At 61.4% G+C, this 16864-nt stretch carries 13 protein-coding genes; all 13 read left to right on the top strand.

The features are described 5' to 3' along the window. On the top strand, window positions 1-200 hold a 200-nt coding region (locus CIC12_RS20745), incomplete at its 5' end, for a hypothetical protein (protein ID WP_446728024.1). An 18-nt stretch (window positions 201-218) separates the two neighbouring features. Then, complete coding sequence (locus CIC12_RS20740) at window positions 219-1058, top strand: ABC transporter ATP-binding protein (RefSeq protein WP_168666495.1); 840 nt, start codon at window positions 219-221, stop codon at window positions 1056-1058. A gap of 91 nt (window positions 1059-1149) precedes the next feature. Further along, entirely contained in the window at window positions 1150-2010 is an 861-nt protein-coding gene (locus tag CIC12_RS20735; RefSeq protein WP_168666493.1) for an ABC transporter permease, read from the top strand. Then, window positions 2007-2783, top strand: coding sequence for an ABC transporter permease (locus tag CIC12_RS20730; RefSeq protein ID WP_168666491.1), 777 nt, complete (start codon window positions 2007-2009; stop codon window positions 2781-2783). Before CIC12_RS20735 ends, CIC12_RS20730 begins: the two co-directional genes overlap by 4 nt. Before the next feature lie 150 nt (window positions 2784-2933). Next, window positions 2934-3857 carry a 3-keto-5-aminohexanoate cleavage protein gene (locus CIC12_RS20725; protein ID WP_168666489.1) on the top strand — a complete coding sequence of 308 codons (924 nt, stop codon included), beginning with the start codon at window positions 2934-2936 and terminating at the stop codon, window positions 3855-3857. A gap of 31 nt (window positions 3858-3888) precedes the next feature. Then, the gene (locus CIC12_RS20720; RefSeq protein ID WP_168666487.1) at window positions 3889-4758 is read left to right on the top strand and encodes a fumarylacetoacetate hydrolase family protein; all 870 of its coding nucleotides are present in this window, start codon (window positions 3889-3891) and stop codon (window positions 4756-4758) included. A gap of 253 nt (window positions 4759-5011) precedes the next feature. Then, window positions 5012-6076: a porin gene (locus CIC12_RS20715; RefSeq protein ID WP_168666485.1), complete on the top strand. Its 1065-nt coding sequence runs from the start codon at window positions 5012-5014 to the stop codon at window positions 6074-6076. A gap of 202 nt (window positions 6077-6278) precedes the next feature. Continuing rightward, window positions 6279-8984, top strand: coding sequence for an alpha-ketoglutarate dehydrogenase (gene mdeB, locus CIC12_RS20710; RefSeq protein ID WP_168666483.1), 2706 nt, complete (start codon window positions 6279-6281; stop codon window positions 8982-8984). A 72-nt stretch (window positions 8985-9056) separates the two neighbouring features. After that, window positions 9057-9317, top strand: a complete 261-nt coding sequence (locus CIC12_RS20705) for a hypothetical protein (protein ID WP_168666475.1) — start codon at window positions 9057-9059, stop codon at window positions 9315-9317. Window positions 9318-9553: 236 nt separating this feature from the next. After that, window positions 9554-11308 carry a biosynthetic-type acetolactate synthase large subunit gene (gene ilvB / locus CIC12_RS20700; RefSeq protein ID WP_168666497.1) on the top strand — a complete coding sequence of 585 codons (1755 nt, stop codon included), beginning with the start codon at window positions 9554-9556 and terminating at the stop codon, window positions 11306-11308. A gap of 139 nt (window positions 11309-11447) precedes the next feature. After that, window positions 11448-11918 (top strand): Lrp/AsnC family transcriptional regulator, encoded by a 471-nt coding sequence (locus CIC12_RS20695; protein ID WP_168666481.1) that lies wholly within the window; start codon window positions 11448-11450, stop codon window positions 11916-11918. Window positions 11919-12087: 169 nt separating this feature from the next. Beyond that, the gene (mdeB, locus tag CIC12_RS20690; RefSeq protein ID WP_168666479.1) at window positions 12088-14739 is read left to right on the top strand and encodes an alpha-ketoglutarate dehydrogenase; all 2652 of its coding nucleotides are present in this window, start codon (window positions 12088-12090) and stop codon (window positions 14737-14739) included. Between the two features lie 33 nt (window positions 14740-14772). Beyond that, a complete protein-coding gene (locus CIC12_RS20685; protein ID WP_168666477.1) occupies window positions 14773-16083 on the top strand; it encodes a 2-oxo acid dehydrogenase subunit E2 in 1311 nt (436 codons plus the stop codon). Window positions 16084-16864: the final 781 nt, after the last annotated feature.

The raw sequence follows: 16864 nt of genomic DNA, 5'->3' as shown, positions 1-16864 counted from the left end.
TCACCCCGCACGTCTATCCGGACCTGGGCGTGCAGTTAATCGCGGGCTTCTCTAGCGGTCTGATGGCGGAATATCTGCCCTGGTGGTCCAGGCTCTTCAAGAACCCCATCGAAGCGCACAACGGCTTCGTCAGCGCGCGGCAAACGCCGGGCATCGGCTGGGAGTTCCGCGATGAGTTCTTTGCCAAGAGTGCCACCTGAGCGTAGGCGGGGATGGGTATGACCAATGTCGATGCGGGTGCCGTCCTGGTCGTGGAACACCTCAAGGTGGCCTACGGATCCGGAGCGGACCAGGTACACGTCCTTGAGGACGTGTCCTTCTCGGTCTCCCGGGGTGAAATGCTCTGCGTTGTAGGGCCCTCGGGATGCGGGAAGACCACGTTGCTCAAGAGCCTCTGCGGCCTGCTCAGGCCAACCTCGGGTCGCATCGAGGTGGCGGGCAAGGCCGTGGCCGGACCGCCACCCGAGCTGGCGATGGTCTTCCAGGACTACACGCGCTCGCTGATGCCGTGGAAGCGCGTGCTGGAAAACGTGACCTTTCCCCTGCGCGCGCGTGGACTCAGTGCACAAGTGGCGCGGCAAAAAGGCCTGGATGCGCTTGCCCGGGTCGGCCTGTCGGGCTCCGAAGACAAGTACCCCTGGCAGCTTTCGGGCGGTATGCAGCAGCGGGTAGCGATCGCGCGCGGCATCGCCTACGAGCCGCAGGTGCTGCTGATGGACGAGCCCTTCGCCGCAGTCGATGCACAGACCCGCGCTGACCTCGAGGACCTGGTGATGAAACTCATGCATGAGCTTGGCATGACCATGGTGCTCGTGACGCACGACATCGACGAGTCCGTGTACCTGGGCGATCGCGTGGTGGTGCTGTCAACCCGGCCGACCCAGGTGAAGAAGTCGCTCAGGGTCGAGCTGCCGTTTCCGCGCGATCAGGTGGCCACCAAGGCCGAGCCCGAATTCATCCGGTTGAGGTCGCAGATTGCCGAGTTCATCCGGCATGACACCTTGACCGTAACAAAGGTCGAAACAGTGGCCTTACAGAGCGTAGCCAGAGTCGCATAAGACCAAGCTCTGGTTGCATCGGATATCTTTGGAGGGAGAAGCTGGTGACGATGATCTTGAAGTGCTGTCAGCCTGGTGTGCGGAGGTTTTCATGTCGTCTCCATTGCTGACGCCTCCACCCCAGGTGAAACGTCTGAGCGCGTCGGCCAGCCTGAGGGGGCGGCTCGGGCGGGCGACCTCCTCATCAGTGTGGCGGCGCTGGATCGAGCCGGGTCTTACGGTCCTCGCTGTGCTTGTGGTCTGGGAGCTTCTTGCGCGGGGCGGCCTGGTCGCCGAAAATGCCCTCCCAGGCGTGGGTCAAATCGTCCGGGCCCTGGTCAAGGACCTGGGCAACCCCGAACTGTGGTCGGGCATCGGAGTTTCAGTGGGATTGTGGCTCATCGGCATGGCCGTCGTCGCTGTGGTCACGCTTCCATTAGGGCTCCTCTTGGGTGTCGTGCGCCCCTTGTATGAGGCCAGCCACGTGACCGTGGAATTCGTGAGGACGATCCCGAGCGTCGCGGCATTGCCAATTCTCGTGTTCGTGTATGGCGTGTCGCCTCAGCTGACTGTGGCGCTCGTCATCCTCAGCGCTGCCTGGCCTTTACTCATCCAGACCATGACCGGCGCCCACGATATCGATCCGATCGCCATTGAAACCGCCAGGATCTATGGCCTCTCGCGGTGGCGGGTGTTTTGGCAAGTGGTTTTTCCAAGTGCTCTTCCATCGATGGTCACCGGACTGAAGCTGGCGGCAAATCACGGGCTGGTCATCGCCATCGCCGCGTCGCTCGTAGTCGGCGGCAGTGGTCTCGGCGCCCTGATCGGGCTGGCCGGACAGGGCGGTGATGCATCTCTGCTCTACGCGCGTGTCGTCGTCGCGGGTGCGCTTGGTCTCGCGGTGAGCGCACTGACCGCGGCCATGGAGCGCTATCTCCTGCGTTGGCATCCATCTCAAAGGGAGGCTCAATGAACCAGTCCCGTCTACGGACCAACGTTCTCAGATACGGAACGCCGGCTGTGTTACTCGGATGGTGGTGGGTTGCCTCATCGCGCGCCGGTGCGCTCTACTTTCCTCCACTGCGGGACGTGTTGGAGAGATTCGTTTCTATCTGGTCTGGCGACCACTTTCGGACCTATCTGGTACCCAGCCTTGTCGAGTTAGCGATCGGCGTGGTTCTTTCCGTCGTTCTGGGCATCACCATAGGCACGATCCTCGGCATTTCTCCGCGGCTGCGGCGCGATGTCTCTCCAATCACCGAGTTCGGTCGCAGCATTCCAATGGCCGCGGTGATTCCGATTCCACTGCTGCTTCTCGGCCCAGGAATCAGGATGGATGTCATTCTCGTGGTCTTCGTGACCATCTTCCCGATCCTGATTGCAACGTGTGACGGAGTGCGTGCAGTGGATCCTGTCGCCATTCAGACCGCGAGAGTGTACGGGCTCAACGGGCGGCAAACTTTGCGACAGGTGATCTTGCCGGCGGCCATGCCCCAAATGTTCTCTGGCATCCGCGTTGCCCTCTCGATTGGCATCGCGGCCGTGATCATCGTCGGAATGGTCGGAGGTTCGGAAGGTTTGGGCACATTCGTCCTCGAGTCCAATCAGTCCTTTGCAGTGCTCGATACGTGGGCCGGTCTGCTGATGATCGGGCTAGTCGGCGTGGTGCTCAACGGTCTCTTTATGCTGATCCATCGCAGGTTACTGACGTGGCACAGAGGCTGGCGTGGCCATCTTGCGGAATAGACCCAGCACGGCCGGGACTAGGCGGACCACCTTCGGGTAGCCGGATTACACGGCCGCGCAATGATTGATCCGGATTCCGGGCGACTCGGAAAGGCTCTGTTGGCATTCCAACCTGCGGGCGATTGCTCTCATTAATCACCAGAAACCACCATGAACAAAGTCATCATCACCTGCGCCGTTACCGGCTCCATTCATACTCCATCGATGTCGCCGCATTTGCCGGTGACTCCCCAGGAGATCGCCGATGCGGCCGTTCAAGCGTGCGAGGCCGGCGCGGCCATCATCCATCTGCATGCTCGCGACCCGGAAACGGGCAAGCCGGAGCAGACGCCGGAAGCGTTCCTGCGCTTCCTTCCGGACATCAAGCGCCGCTGTGATGCCGTGCTCAATCTGACCACTGGCGGCTCACCCTACATGACCGTGCAGGACCGGATCCGCCCGGCGACAGTGCTGAAGCCGGAGGTTGCTTCCATGAACGTGGGGACTATGGGTCTTGGGCTGTTCCGAATGCTCGAGCGACAGACGGAATTCAAGCACGCATGGGAGCGCGAGTTCCTCGAGGGCAGCAAAGACCTCGTGTTCCGCAACACTTACGGCGACATCGAATTCGCGCTGCGCGAGATGGAGCCCAACGAGACGCGCTACGAATTTGAATGCTATGACACAGCCCACCTGTACAACCTTGCATACTTTATTGACCGGGGGCTGGTCAAAACTCCTTTCTTCGTGCAGACGGTCTTTGGATTGCTTGGCGGTATTGGCGCGCACCCGGACGACGTCATGCACATGAAACGCACCGCAGATCGGCTGTTCGGAAAGGACTATCGCTGGTCCGTGCTAGGCGCGGGAGCCTCGCAGATGAAGGTGGCTGCGATGGCTGCATCCATTGGAGGAAACGTCCGCGTGGGCCTCGAAGATAGCCTTTGGATAGGCAAGGGCAAGCTCGCCGAGTCCAACGCTCAACAGGTCCGAAACGTACGTCAAATAATTGAAGGTCTGGGTCTGGAGGTGGCATCCCCCGATGAGGCGCGAGCGATCCTGCAGTTGAAAGGCTCTGCCAAGGTCGCCTTCTGAACCCTTCAGGAACCACGCTACAGAGGAACCGATGAAACTCGTCACTTTCAAAACGCAAGGCCGCACCTCTATCGGGAAAGTGGTCGGCGATCGCATCATTGACCTGCCCGCCAGTTCGCCAGGTTTGCCTCACTCCATGCGGGAGTTCCTGCACGGTGGTCCGCCACTGATGGCGGCCGCCCAGTCAGTTTCGACCGGTAGTACGTACGCGCTGGATGAAGTGGAATTGTTGGCGCCGATTCCCAATCCTTCCAAGTATCTGGCGGTCGGTTTGAACTATCGCAAGCATGTGGAGGAAGCCGCCCGGCTGGGCATGACGATCCCGGAAACGCAACTGTGGTTCAACAAGCAGGTGTCGTGCGTTCATGGGCCATTTGCGCCGTTGCATCTGCCGGCGGTGTCCGACAAGCTCGACTATGAAGCCGAACTGGGCGTGGTCATCGGACGACGTTGCCGCCACGTCAGCGTCGAGAACGCGCGTGCGATGATCGCCGGCTACGTCGTCTGCAACGATGTCTCGGTGCGCGACTACCAGGTTCGCACACAGACGATGACACTCGGAAAGTCGTTCGACACTCACGGCCCGATCGGGCCTTGGATCGTCACGGATGACGAGGTTCCCGATCCGCACGCACTGGGCATTCGTGCATTCGTGAACGGCGAAGTTCGCCAGGACAGTAACACCAGCGACATGCTGTTCAACATCTATGACCAGATCGCCTACCTGTCGACCGTGATGACGCTTGAGCCAGGCGATGTGTTGGCGACCGGCACGCCGTCCGGTGTCGGTATCGGGATGGTGCCGCCGAGGTTCCTGAAAGTCGGCGACGTGGTGCGCATCGAGATAGACACTATCGGTCATATCCAGAATGTAGTCGTACCGGAGCCATCTTTCGTCTGAGCTTGGGCGGCCCTCACATCTGCGGGATTTTCCGTCATGGGTAAAAGTTCAAATTACGACAAATTGCGTATATCTACATTAATTCGCATAACTATGCAAATCAGTTGGAAATGCGAAAGAGTTTTCCATGGCTGAAGGATTGGCATGAGCGTTGATTCCGTGCGACGGGGGATTTTTCCTCCTTCGAGGACAAGAGGGCGGCGGGCGCCGTTTTAAAAAATTGACTGTGAATAAAACTATTACTGGAGGAGTCATGGGACATCGATTAGCGAGGGGAACCTTAGTCGCGGGAATTTTAGGGTTTTCCAGTTTCGCAAATGCCCAGAGCAGCGTCACACTTTATGGCTCGGTCGATGTGGGGGTGTATTACCAGAACAGGTCGGTGGGAAACCAGGGAAAGTTATTCACGCTGGTTGATAGCGGCTCGACTAGCAACCGCTGGGGGCTGTTGGGTACTGAGGACCTTGGAGGCGGCCTTCATGCTGGATTCAGGCTGGAAAGCGGCTTCCTTGCCACGACCGGTGCACTGGGCCATGGGAATGGCAACTTTTTCGGCCGGCAGGCGTACGTATCGGTCGATGGCAACTTCGGCAGCGTCACTGCCGGCTTGCAGTACTCGCCGTTTTATCTCGTGGTAGCGGATAACGATCCGCAGGGGAATGCGAATCAAGGCGCCTCGCCGGTGCCCTACCTTAGCAACCTTGGAAAGGCGGGAGTCTACACCAGCAGTGTGGCTACTTATACCACGCCAGTTATATACGGTTTTAGTGGCTCATTGATGTTCGGCCCTGGGGGCGTGGCGGGTAATTTCAACTCGGGCAAGCAGATATCGGCTTCAGCCAGGTATGCCAACCACGGCCTCTCGGCATCGATCGCCTATCTGAATATCCGTGACGCGTCCGGCCATGTGGCACAGGAAGGCCGCATCGTCGCAGCGAAATATACATGGGGATCGGTAACGGTCAACGGCATGGTGACTAACTATCGGACGCCAACCGCCGGCCAACCGCTATCACCTACCATCCGCAACGTGAATGTCTACACCTTGGGCGGTAGCGTTCGCCCGACTCCGTTCATTGTCCTCAGCGGGGGCGTGTATTACTCACACGACCAGGACCACGGTAAGAACAAGTCGTTTCTCTACAGCCTGAACGGACAGTATTTGTTGTCCAGGCGGACGTACCTCTATACGATCGTGAGCCTTGTCCACAACCAGGGATTGATGGGTACGGGGGTTAGCGCCGATGTTTCTCCAACCGGCGGTTTCTCTCCCGGAAATACTGTCGGGGTTGCCATGGGCATAAATCATCGGTTTTGATATCGGCTGGCGGTCGAGAGAAGGACGGGCTGGGAAGCGCTATTGCGTCGTATGGGCGATAGAGCTCGGACGCATTCCTCGGAGTAAGCCTGCGGGCTGACGGTCTGCAGACCTGGAATGCGTTGCCCAAGGGGAGTTCCCAGGCGGATAAGCACATGTCCGGCCGCCTCACCATTGAAGACAACCCATGATGGAGACATGAATGGGAAGCGTAGATAAGTTTCCACTCGGTGGTGATGCAGATAAAACGAGTGTTGATTACGATCCGCAAGAAACGCAAGAATGGCTTGAGGCTTTCGCGGGGGTGGTGCATGCGGCGGGATCTGAGCGAGCCTTGTTTCTGCTTCGGCAACTTGAAGCACAGGCTCGCAACCAGGATGTGCTGACCTCTACGCAGGCGTTTTCAGCCTATCGTAACTCTGTGTCGCTTGAGAGGCAGGGCGCATATCCGGGTAATCTGGAGATCGAAGAGCGTCTGACGTCCATCATCCGATGGAATGCCCTCGCGATGGTGGTTCGAGCGAATCAGGCGTACGGCGAATTGGGCGGGCACATCGCCAGCTATGCATCGGCCGCTGAGATATTCGAAGTAGGCTTCAACCACTTTTTCCGTGCACGTAACGCTGACCATGAAAGTGACCTTGTGTTCTTTCAGCCGCACTCCGCACCGGGTGTCTATGCGCGCGCGTTTCTCGAAGGCCGGCTGACCGAAAATCATCTCGCAAACTACCGTCAGGAAGTCGGTGGCCAAGGCCTGTCTTCCTATCCGCATCCGTGGTTAATGCCGGAATTCTGGCAGTTCCCAACTGGCTCGATGGGATTGGGGCCGATCAACGCAGTTTATCAAGCGCGCTTCATGCGCTATATGCAGAACCGCAGCTTGGCCAATACGTCCGACCGCCACGTATGGGGCGTGTTCGGTGACGGTGAAATGGACGAGCCCGAGTCGATCGCCGCACTGACCTTGGCCGCGAGAGAGCAACTGGACAACTTGACCTTCGTTATTAATTGCAATCTTCAACGTCTCGACGGGCCGGTACGTGGAAATGGACAGATCATTCAGGAGCTGGAGTCCCTGTTTGCCGGTGCAGGTTGGAACGTCATCAAGGTGATCTGGGGTTCCGACTGGGATCCACTGTTTGCTCGCGACAAGCAACACGCGCTCTTGCGGAGATTTGCGCAAACGGTCGATGGTCAATACCAGACGTTGGGCGCCAAGGACGGTGCATACAATCTGCTCCATTTCTTCCAGAAGGACCCGGACATACAGGCACTCGTCGCGCACATGTCCGACGCTGACATCGATGGTCTGAAACGCGGCGGACACGATCTTCGAAAACTTCATGCAGCCTTTGCCGCAGCCAAAGCGCACAAGGGCCGCCCCACGGTCATACTCGCCAAAACGAAGAAGGGCTACGGAATGGGTGGCGCCGGGGAATCCCGAATGACGGCTCACCAGGCCAAGAAATTGGATATCGACGCGCTTAAGGCCTTCAGAGATCGCTTCGGCCTTCCATTGTCCGACGAGGACGTGGCTGGATTGCGCTTCTATCGCCCCGCTGAAGATTCCGCCGAGATGCGCTACCTGCTTGCCCGTCGCGAGGCCCTCGGCGGAAGCCTCCCCGCCCGACGGCTCACTGGCCCCGCTATTGCCGTTCCGCCTATCAAGGACTATGCGCAGTTTTGTCTCGCCTCGGACGGTAAGGAGATGTCAACCACGATGGCGGCTGTGCGCATGCTTGGCGGACTTTTGAAGGACAAGGAGCTGGGCCCGCGGATCGTACCGATCGTCGCCGATGAAGCCCGCACCTTCGGCATGGCCAATCTCTTCCGGCAGATCGGGATCTACTCGTCGTCCGGACAATTGTATGAGCCGGAAGATGCGGGGTCGATGCTTTCCTACCGGGAAGCCACTGATGGTCAGCTGCTCGAAGAAGGCATCACCGAGGCCGGCGCGATTTCATCATGGATCGCCGCGGCGACGTCGTACAGCGTGCATGGCAAGCCAATGCTTCCCTTCTACATCTACTACTCGATGTTTGGGTTCCAGCGCGTAGGCGACCTGATATGGGCGGCCGCAGACCAGCGATCGAGGGGATTCCTGATCGGAGCTACAGCTGGTCGAACGACGCTAGGCGGCGAAGGTCTTCAGCATCAGGATGGAACGAGCCATGTGATTGCAGCGACGGTACCGAACTGCCGGGCTTACGATCCCGCATTCGCGGGCGAGCTTGCGGTAATCATGGATCATGGCATGCGACAAATGATGGAACGTGAGGTTGACGAATTTTATTACCTTACGGTGATGAACGAGAACTACGCACATCCGTCCCTGCCGCCAGGCGTGGAGGGTGATGTCATTCGCGGAATGTACCGCCATTCCAACTTCGACGCGGCAGAACCGGAGTCGTCGAAACATAGAGTGAGGTTGCTCGGGTCCGGCACAATTTTGCGCGAGGTTTTCGCGGCGGCCGAACTCCTGGCGAAAGACTGGCAAGTCTCGAGCGAGGTATGGAGCGTTACCAGCTTCAGCGAGCTGGCGCGCGACGCACGTGAGGCAGAACGCTGGAATCGCCTGCATCCGTCAGAGCCGATGCGCCCAAGCCACGTCGCAGTCTCGCTCGCGGGCGAATCCCCAGTGGTCGCCGCCACCGACTACGTTCGCGCATACCCGCAACTTATCGCCAGCTATGTCGACGCACGGTTTATCACGCTGGGTACTGACGGCTTCGGTCGCAGTGATACGCGGGCAGCGCTCAGGCGATTCTTTGAAGTAGATCGCTATCAGATAGTCCTCGCTGCGCTTGACGGTTTGGTACGCGAGGGCGTGGCGCCGCGCAAGATCTTGAAGGAGGCGATCGATCGCTACAGTATCGACTCTGAGCTGCCTGCGCCGTGGCTGCAGTAACGTAGGTGAGCGGTCGGCGTAGGCCGTTCTCGACGTAACGCGATCAAGCTGGAGCTCATCGAGTGTCTGGCCGTGGCGGGTTTGCGCGATATCGAGGTCACGTCCTTCGTGTCGCCGAAGTGGGTCACACGGATGGCGGACCAGGCCGACACGGTGCGCGATGTCGCCTCCCGCTACTACTCAAGCGTCACGCGCTACACGACGAGCGCTTTTCTGCGGGCCAAACTCGGCGATGCTCTGCTCGAGCGCGGGGTGTCTCCACACATCTTTGAAAGTGCAGCGGACGCCGGAAGGCATCTCGAAATGCGGGAGAAGGGCAAGCGGTCCGCTTAGGACAGGTCTGCTTTGGTTCACGGCATATCCGCGAACCAAAGCCAGAGCGCGCAGCGAGTTGTGCTGGATTCGCGCTCGATCAAGCTCCATTTCGCAATCATCCACGGTGGCCTCGGCTCTATCATATTTTCAGTCGTCGGGGCCCAGCTGGCCACGAGGCAAGGAAGCTTTAAAGCGTATGCGCGAACGGGCGCATTCATTGAACGGAGACAATATTGAAAATCGCGGCGACTGAAATGGCTGAAGTGCGGCAGACCGATCGACAGATAGGTCCGGCGCAGCCGCGCGTCAGCGGCGCGCAGATGATCGTCGCGGCCTTGCGCGAAGAAGGCATCGACACGGTCTGGGGCTATCCCGGCGGCGCGGTGCTGCCGTTGTATGACGCATTGCAGCCGTGCAAGGAAATCACGCATATCCTGGTGCGCCACGAGCAGGCCGCCGTTCACGCTGCTGATGGCTATGCGCGCGCCACCGGACAGGTCGGCGTGGCACTCGTCACTTCGGGGCCCGGCGTGACCAATGCCGTGACGGGCATCGCGACTGCCTACTTCGATTCGATTCCGCTCGTGGTGATCGCCGGCAATGTGCCAACGGACGCGATTGGCACGGACGCATTCCAGGAATGCGACACGGTCGGCATCACCCGTTCGATAGTCAAGCATAACTTTCTCGTCCTCGATATTGCGCAACTCGCCGCGACGTTGAAGAAGGCCTTTCACATCGCGCGCACCGGACGCCCAGGGCCTGTCGTCGTCGATGTGCCCAAAGACATTCAGTTGGCGCTGGCGCCGTTCTGCTATCCCGAGAGCGTGCCAATGCGACCCTCGCGCACGCATGTCGGCGGCCATGCCGGCCAGATCCTGCGCGCGGCGCAGGCGCTCGCCGGCGCATGCCGGCCCTGCATCCTCGTGGGTGGCGGCGCGGTCGCTGCGCAGTCGGAAGGCGTGATCGCGCAACTCGCCGAGCTGGTCGACGCGCCGGTAGCGAACACGCTGATGGCGCTTGGCGCCTTCCCCGGCACCGATCGCCGTTGCGTCGGCATGCCGGGGATGCATGGTACGCTCGAAGCCAACATGGCGATGCAGCACTGCGACGTGCTGATTGCGATCGGCGCGCGCCTCGACGATCGCGTGATCGGGAATACCCGCGACTTTCATGATCCGGCGCGGACCATCATCCATATCGATATCGATCCGGCGACCATCGACAAACGCGTCAAGGTGGACTTGCCGATCGTCGGCGATGCGTACAGCGTTCTGCGCAACCTTTTGCAGACACTGCGGGCGGGCCGCCTCGAACGCGCGGATCGCGCCGCGTGGTGGGCGCAGATCGAAGCTTGGCGCGCGCGCCGCTGCCTCGCTTTCACGCAGGACGACGCGGTGATCAAGCCGCAGTACGTGATCGAGCAGTTATGGGCGGTGACGGGCGGCGACGCCTATGTTTGCTCCGATGTCGGACAGCATCAGATGTGGGCGGCGCAGCTCTACGCATTTGACAAGCCGCGCCGCTGGATCAACTCGGGCGGGCTCGGCACGATGGGCGTGGGCCTGCCGTATGCGATGGGCGTCAAGCGTGCGTTCCCCGATGCCGATGTCGTGACCGTGACCGGCGACGGTTCGATCCAGATGTGCATACAGGAGCTTTCGACATGTAAGCAGTATGGACTCGGCGTCAAGATCGTCTCGCTGAACAACGGTTATCTCGGCATGGTGAAGCAGTTGCAGCACGTGCATTATGGCGATCGTTACTCGGGTTCGTACATGGACGCCTTGCCCGACTTTGCGGCGCTCGCGCGAGCATATGGACACGTGGGTATGCGAATCGAGAGGCCGTCGGAGGTCGAACCAGCCTTGCACGAGGCGATGTCGATGAAGGATCGCACGGTGTTCATGGACTTCGTCACAGATCCGACAGCGAACGTTTGGCCGATGGTGCCGGCGGGCTCCGGCCTCGCGCAGATGTTGCTCGATTCAGGCGATATCGGCGCATAGGCGCATGCAGCGTGGCGGCGGTCTCGAGCGGGATCTGCGCTACACTGCAAAGCCATGCGGGGCGGGCGGCACCGTCACGCATGGCCGGTCCACTGGGCCGCGGCGAAGCGCAGGTCCAAACCCGGCAGAATATTCGACGATGGAACTCGACGCGATTGATCTCAAGATTCTGGGCGAGCTGCAACGCGATGCAAGGCTCACGAACGTCGAGCTGGCCTCGCGCGTGAACCTCTCGCCTTCGCCCTGTCTCGCGCGGGTTCGGGCAATGGAGCGCAGCGGCCTGATCCGTCAGCGGGTCACGCTGCTCGATCCCGGCGCGCTCGGGCTGAACGTCAACGTGTTCATTCACGTCTCGCTCGAGAACCAGCGCCGCGAGGGGCTTGACGAATTCGAGCGCGCCGTCATCGCCATTCCGGGCGTGATGGAATGCTACCTGATGACCGGGGACGCCGATTATCTGCTGCGCGTCCTCGTGCGCGACACGCAGGCGCTCGAGCGGCTGATCGTCGACGAGCTTACGCGCATCTCGAACATCAAGAGCATTCGCTCGAGCTTCGCACTCAAGCAGGTTTCGTACTCGACAGCGATACCGCTACCGATCGGCCGCTGAGCCGCCATACCTCGACAGATTTCTTCACTCTGACCTGACCGTCGGCAGGACGGTTGGCGCGCCCGCGCCTGCGTCTTCGCGTGCCGGATGTCCTGTCGGGCTGCCCCAAGTTTGTCCGTGAGCGATAGCCGTTGCTGATTTCCCTTTTCCTCTCCTGTTCGAGAAGACCATGAAAACCGATCCGAAACAAATTGCACTGTCAGCCGATGCGGACCCGCAGGAAACCGCCGAATGGCTGGACGCCCTCGAAGGCGTCTCGCGCCATGCCAGCGCGGCGCGTGCCGGCTTCCTGCTGGAACGTCTCGGAGAGCACGCGCATCACCTCGGAGTGACGACGGCCGCACACCCGTACTCGGTTTATCAGAATACGATCGCGCTCGAAGACCAGCCCGCCTATCCGGGCGATCTCGCGATGGAGGAACGCATCACATCGATCGTGCGCTGGAACGCCCTCGCGATGGTGGCGCGCGCGAACAAGGCGTATGGCGAGCTGGGTGGGCATATCGCAAGCTATGCGTCGGCCGCGGAGATCTTCGAGGTCGGGTTCAACCACTTCTTTCGAGGGGACAGCGATGCCGGTAAGGGCGATCTCGTGTACTTCCAGCCGCATTCCGCGCCGGGCGTCTATGCGCGCGCTTTCCTTGAAGGACGTCTGGACGAAGCGCACATCGCTCGCTATCGCCAGGAGGTGGGCGGCGGCGGACTGTGCTCGTATCCGCATCCCTGGTTGATGCCCGAGTTCTGGCAATTCCCAACGGGTTCAATGGGTATCGGACCGATCAGCGCGATCTATCAGGCACGGTTTCTTCGCTATCTCCAACACCGCGGCATGGCGCAGACTGCGCAACGGCACGTATGGGGCGTGTTCGGCGACGGCGAGATGGACGAGCCGGAGTCGCTCGCCGCGCTGTCGCTCGCTGCGCGCGAGGGGCTCGACAACCTGACCTTCGTCATCAATTGCAACCTGCAGCGACTCGACGGCCCGGTGCGCGGAAACGGACAGATCATCCAGGAGCTGGAGGCGCTCTTCACGGGCGCGGGCTGGAACGTGATCAAGGTGGTGTGGGGCTCGGACTGGGACACGCTCTTCGCACGCGATCGTCACCATGTTCTGCTGCGCCGCTTTGCCGAGACCGTGGACGGCCAGTATCAGACGCTCGGCGCCAACGACGGTGCGTACAATCGCGCCCACTTCTTCGACCTCGACCCCGAGTCGCAGGCGCTCGTCTCGCACATGTCGCCGGAAGAGATCGACGGGCTGCGGCGCGGCGGCCACGACTTGCGCAAACTCCATGCGGCGTTTGCGGCTGCCGCGGCGCATGAGGGTCGCCCGACCGTGATTCTTGCGAAGACCAAGAAAGGCTACGGCATGGGACAGGCCGGCGAGTCGCGCAATACTGCGCATCAGCAGAAGAAGCTCGACGTCGATGCGCTCAAAGCCTTCCGCGACCGCTTTGCCTTGCCGCTCGACGACGCGGCGCTCGAAGCGATGCACTTCTACCGGCCGGCCGCGGACAGCGCGGAGCTGCGCTATCTGCACGCGCGGCGCGAGGCGCTCGGCGGCTATCTGCCGCGCCGCTCGACCCGGGCCGAGCCGGTGCTAGTACCACCGCTCGGGTCGTATGCGCAATTTCTGCAGGGACGGCAGGGTCGCGAGAACTCGACGACGACGGCCGTGGTCCGGCTCTTCACCAACTTGCTGAAGGACAAGACGCTCGGGCCGCGCATCGTGCCGATCGTCGCTGACGAGGCGCGAACTTTCGGCATGGCAGGCCTGTTCCGCCAGGTCGGGATCTATTCGCCGCTCGGGCAGCTGTATGAGCCCGAAGATGCGGCCTCGATGCTCTACTACAAGGAGTCGAAGGACGGACAGCTGCTCGAGGAGGGCATTACGGAGGCCGGCGCGCTCTCGTCGTGGACGGCGGCCGCAACCTCATACAGCGTGAACGGCGTGGCCATGCTGCCGTTCTACATCTACTACTCGATGTTCGGTTTCCAGCGCGTAGGCGACCTCATCTGGGCGGCCGCAGACCAGCGTGCGCGCGGCTTTCTGATCGGCGCGACTGCGGGGCGCACGACGCTTTCCGGCGAAGGCCTGCAACATCAGGACGGCACGAGCCACGTGATCGCCGCGACGGTGCCCAATTGCCGTGCCTACGATCCCGCGTTCGCAGGCGAAGTGGCGGCGATCGTCGACTACGGCGCGCGGCGCATGCTGGAGCAGCAGCATGATGAGTTCTACTACCTGACCGTGACCAACGAGAACTACGCGCAGGAGGAGGTCGCACCCGAGGCATACGACGACATCGTCAAGGGCATGCGTCGCTACGGCATCCGTGGAGAGGGGGCGCCGGCCGTCCGGCTGCTGGGCTCTGGCGCGATTCTGCGCGAGGTGATCGCGGCTGCCGATCTGCTCGCGAACGACTGGGGCGTGGCGAGCGAAATCTGGAGTGTGACGAGCTTTTCAGAGCTTGCCCGCGATGCGCGGGCGGTCGAGCGCGAGCGGCTGTTCGGCGTGGGAGCGAGCCGCGCAAGCCACCTCGCGTGCTGCCTCGCCGGCGCGACGCCGATCATTGCGGCGAGCGACTACGTGCGTGCCTATGCGCAACTGATTGCGTCCTATGTCGACGCACCCTATGTGGCGCTCGGCACCGACGGCTTTGGCCGCAGCGACACGCGCTCCGCGCTCCGCCGGTTTTTTGGCGTCGACCGCCATCACATTGCAGTTGCGGCGCTTGCAGTTGTGGACGAGGCGAAGCACGCACAGGCGCGTGAGCGATACGGGATCGACGCCGCAGGCGATGCACCGTGGCAGGCATGACCGGCACTCAATCAAACCAGAAAGGGAGAAGCGATGCAGTCAATTAGAGTTCCAGATATCGGGGACTATCGGGGCATTCCGGTGATCGAAGTGCTGGTGCGAGCCGGCGACACGGTGAATATCGACGATGTGCTCGTGACGCTCGAATCCGACAAGGCGACGATGGACGTGCCGAGCAGCCACGCCGGCACCATTGGCGAAGTCCTGTTGAAGCCGGGCGACGTCGTGTCGGCAGGGAGCCTGATTGCCCATCTCGAGACTACTAAGGACGAGACGGTTGCCGCCGCGAGCGCGTCACGGCCAGCGCTCGTGCCCGAAGCGGCGCCGCCGCCTGTGACGGCGGGCGCACCCTTGGCCACGGCGCCTACTGTGGCGGAGTCCAGCTCGCGTCAGCCGGTGTCACCACCGCCGGCGGCCTTTGCCGGAGGTCTCGGCCACATCGCAGCCGGCCCGTCGGTGCGCAAGCTTGCCCGCGAACTAGGCGTGGATCTCACGCAGGTAACGTCTGGAGGCCCGCGCGGGCGCGTACTGCGCGAAGACGTGTTGGCGCACGCGAAGGCCGCGCTTGCCGCATCGCGGCCCGCGGCGGCCGCTGGCGAACTCTCGACCGGGCTTCAGCTTTTGCCGTGGCCACAGGTCGACTGTGCGCGCTTCGGGCCCGTGACGCGTGAGCCGCAGCCACGCATCCGGCGTATCTCGGGCGCGAATCTTCATCGCAACTGGGTGATGATTCCCCATGTCACGAACTTCGATCAGGCAGATGTCACCGAACTCGAGGCGCTCCGTACGACACTGAACCGCGAGGCAGGACCGGACGCGGCGAAGGTGACGCTGCTCGCATTCGTGCTGAAGATCTGTGTCGTTGCGCTGCGGCGTTTCCCGCAGTTCAATGTCAGCCTCGAGGGAGGCGAGGTGGTGAAGAAAGGCTACTGGCACATCGGCTTCGCGGCCGATACCCCGGCCGGGCTCGTCGTGCCAGTGGTGCGCGACGTCGAGCGCAAAGGTGTGCGCGACATCGCCACGGAGATGGCATGGCTCACCGCGGCGGCGCGCGCCGGCAAGCTCGCCGCTCAGGAAATGCAGGGCGGGTGCTTCTCGGTGTCGTCGCTGGGCGGCATCGGGGGCACGCATTTCACTCCGATCATCAACGCGCCTGAGGTGGCGATTCTCGGCGTCGGCCGCGCGACGACCCAGCCCGTGTGGAACGGCAACGCGTTCGAGCCGCGCCTGATCGCGCCGCTCTCACTGTCGTGGGACCACCGAGCGGTCGACGGCGCCGAGGCCGCGCGTTTTCTCGCGTGCATTGTCGCGCTGATGACCGATTTTCGTCGGGCGGTGTTGTGATGCAGTGTCGTTCTCAAAGCGGGCGCAGCGTCACGAGCGTCGCGCCCGGTTCGATCGATGGGAATTCGCAAGCGCCGCGCGCAGGGTTGGCTACGCAGGTAGCAAAATAATAAGAATAGTTGATAACGTCGGTAACGCCGCGCGCGAATCGAGTCATACAGCCGACTCGATTCAGTCCCTTTTCGGATTTGATCCGAGACCGGAAAGGCTCCGCAACCCCCACGGGGCGGCCCTAACCCGCGAACCTTGCCAGCAGACTCCGATCAGATATCGGCAGCGATCGAGCGTTGATTGGCGGTTGTACGTTTTAAGTTGACTCCCTATCGGTCTCGGGTGGACGGCTGCGATCGGTCGAAACCGTCAGCTGGTAATCAAGAGACATACGTTCAACTCTGCCACCGTCGGCAATCCGCCGGACTGCTGACGTACAAACAAGACTGCGCGAACGTCGGCAATGGCCGAGTTCGGGTCATTTGTCCGCGTTCCTCGAGTGACAGCAGTTGGGCGAGAGTCTCTTTGTTTATGGGCCTATGATGTTTCGCAAGGAACTGGCGTCATTGCACGACAATAAGCGCAAGGGCCGGCCTGTAGATATACCCGGCGAGCTTGATCGGAAGGTCAAGAGTGGTCGAAGGCTATGGTTGCAACGAGTTAAGGACACGCATTGGCGAGATCGCCAAGCCGGCGCAGCAGCTCGTCAGCGATCTCTCGCGAAGGACGGCGTGTGGGGCCACGCGATATAGTCGTGGAGGACAGACTTGGCTCCGTACGTGATGCGCGC

The organism is Paraburkholderia sp. SG-MS1, assembly GCF_012275575.1.
GTDB lineage: Bacteria > Pseudomonadota > Gammaproteobacteria > Burkholderiales > Burkholderiaceae > Paraburkholderia.
This window is presented reverse-complemented; position numbering and strand designations above follow the sequence as displayed.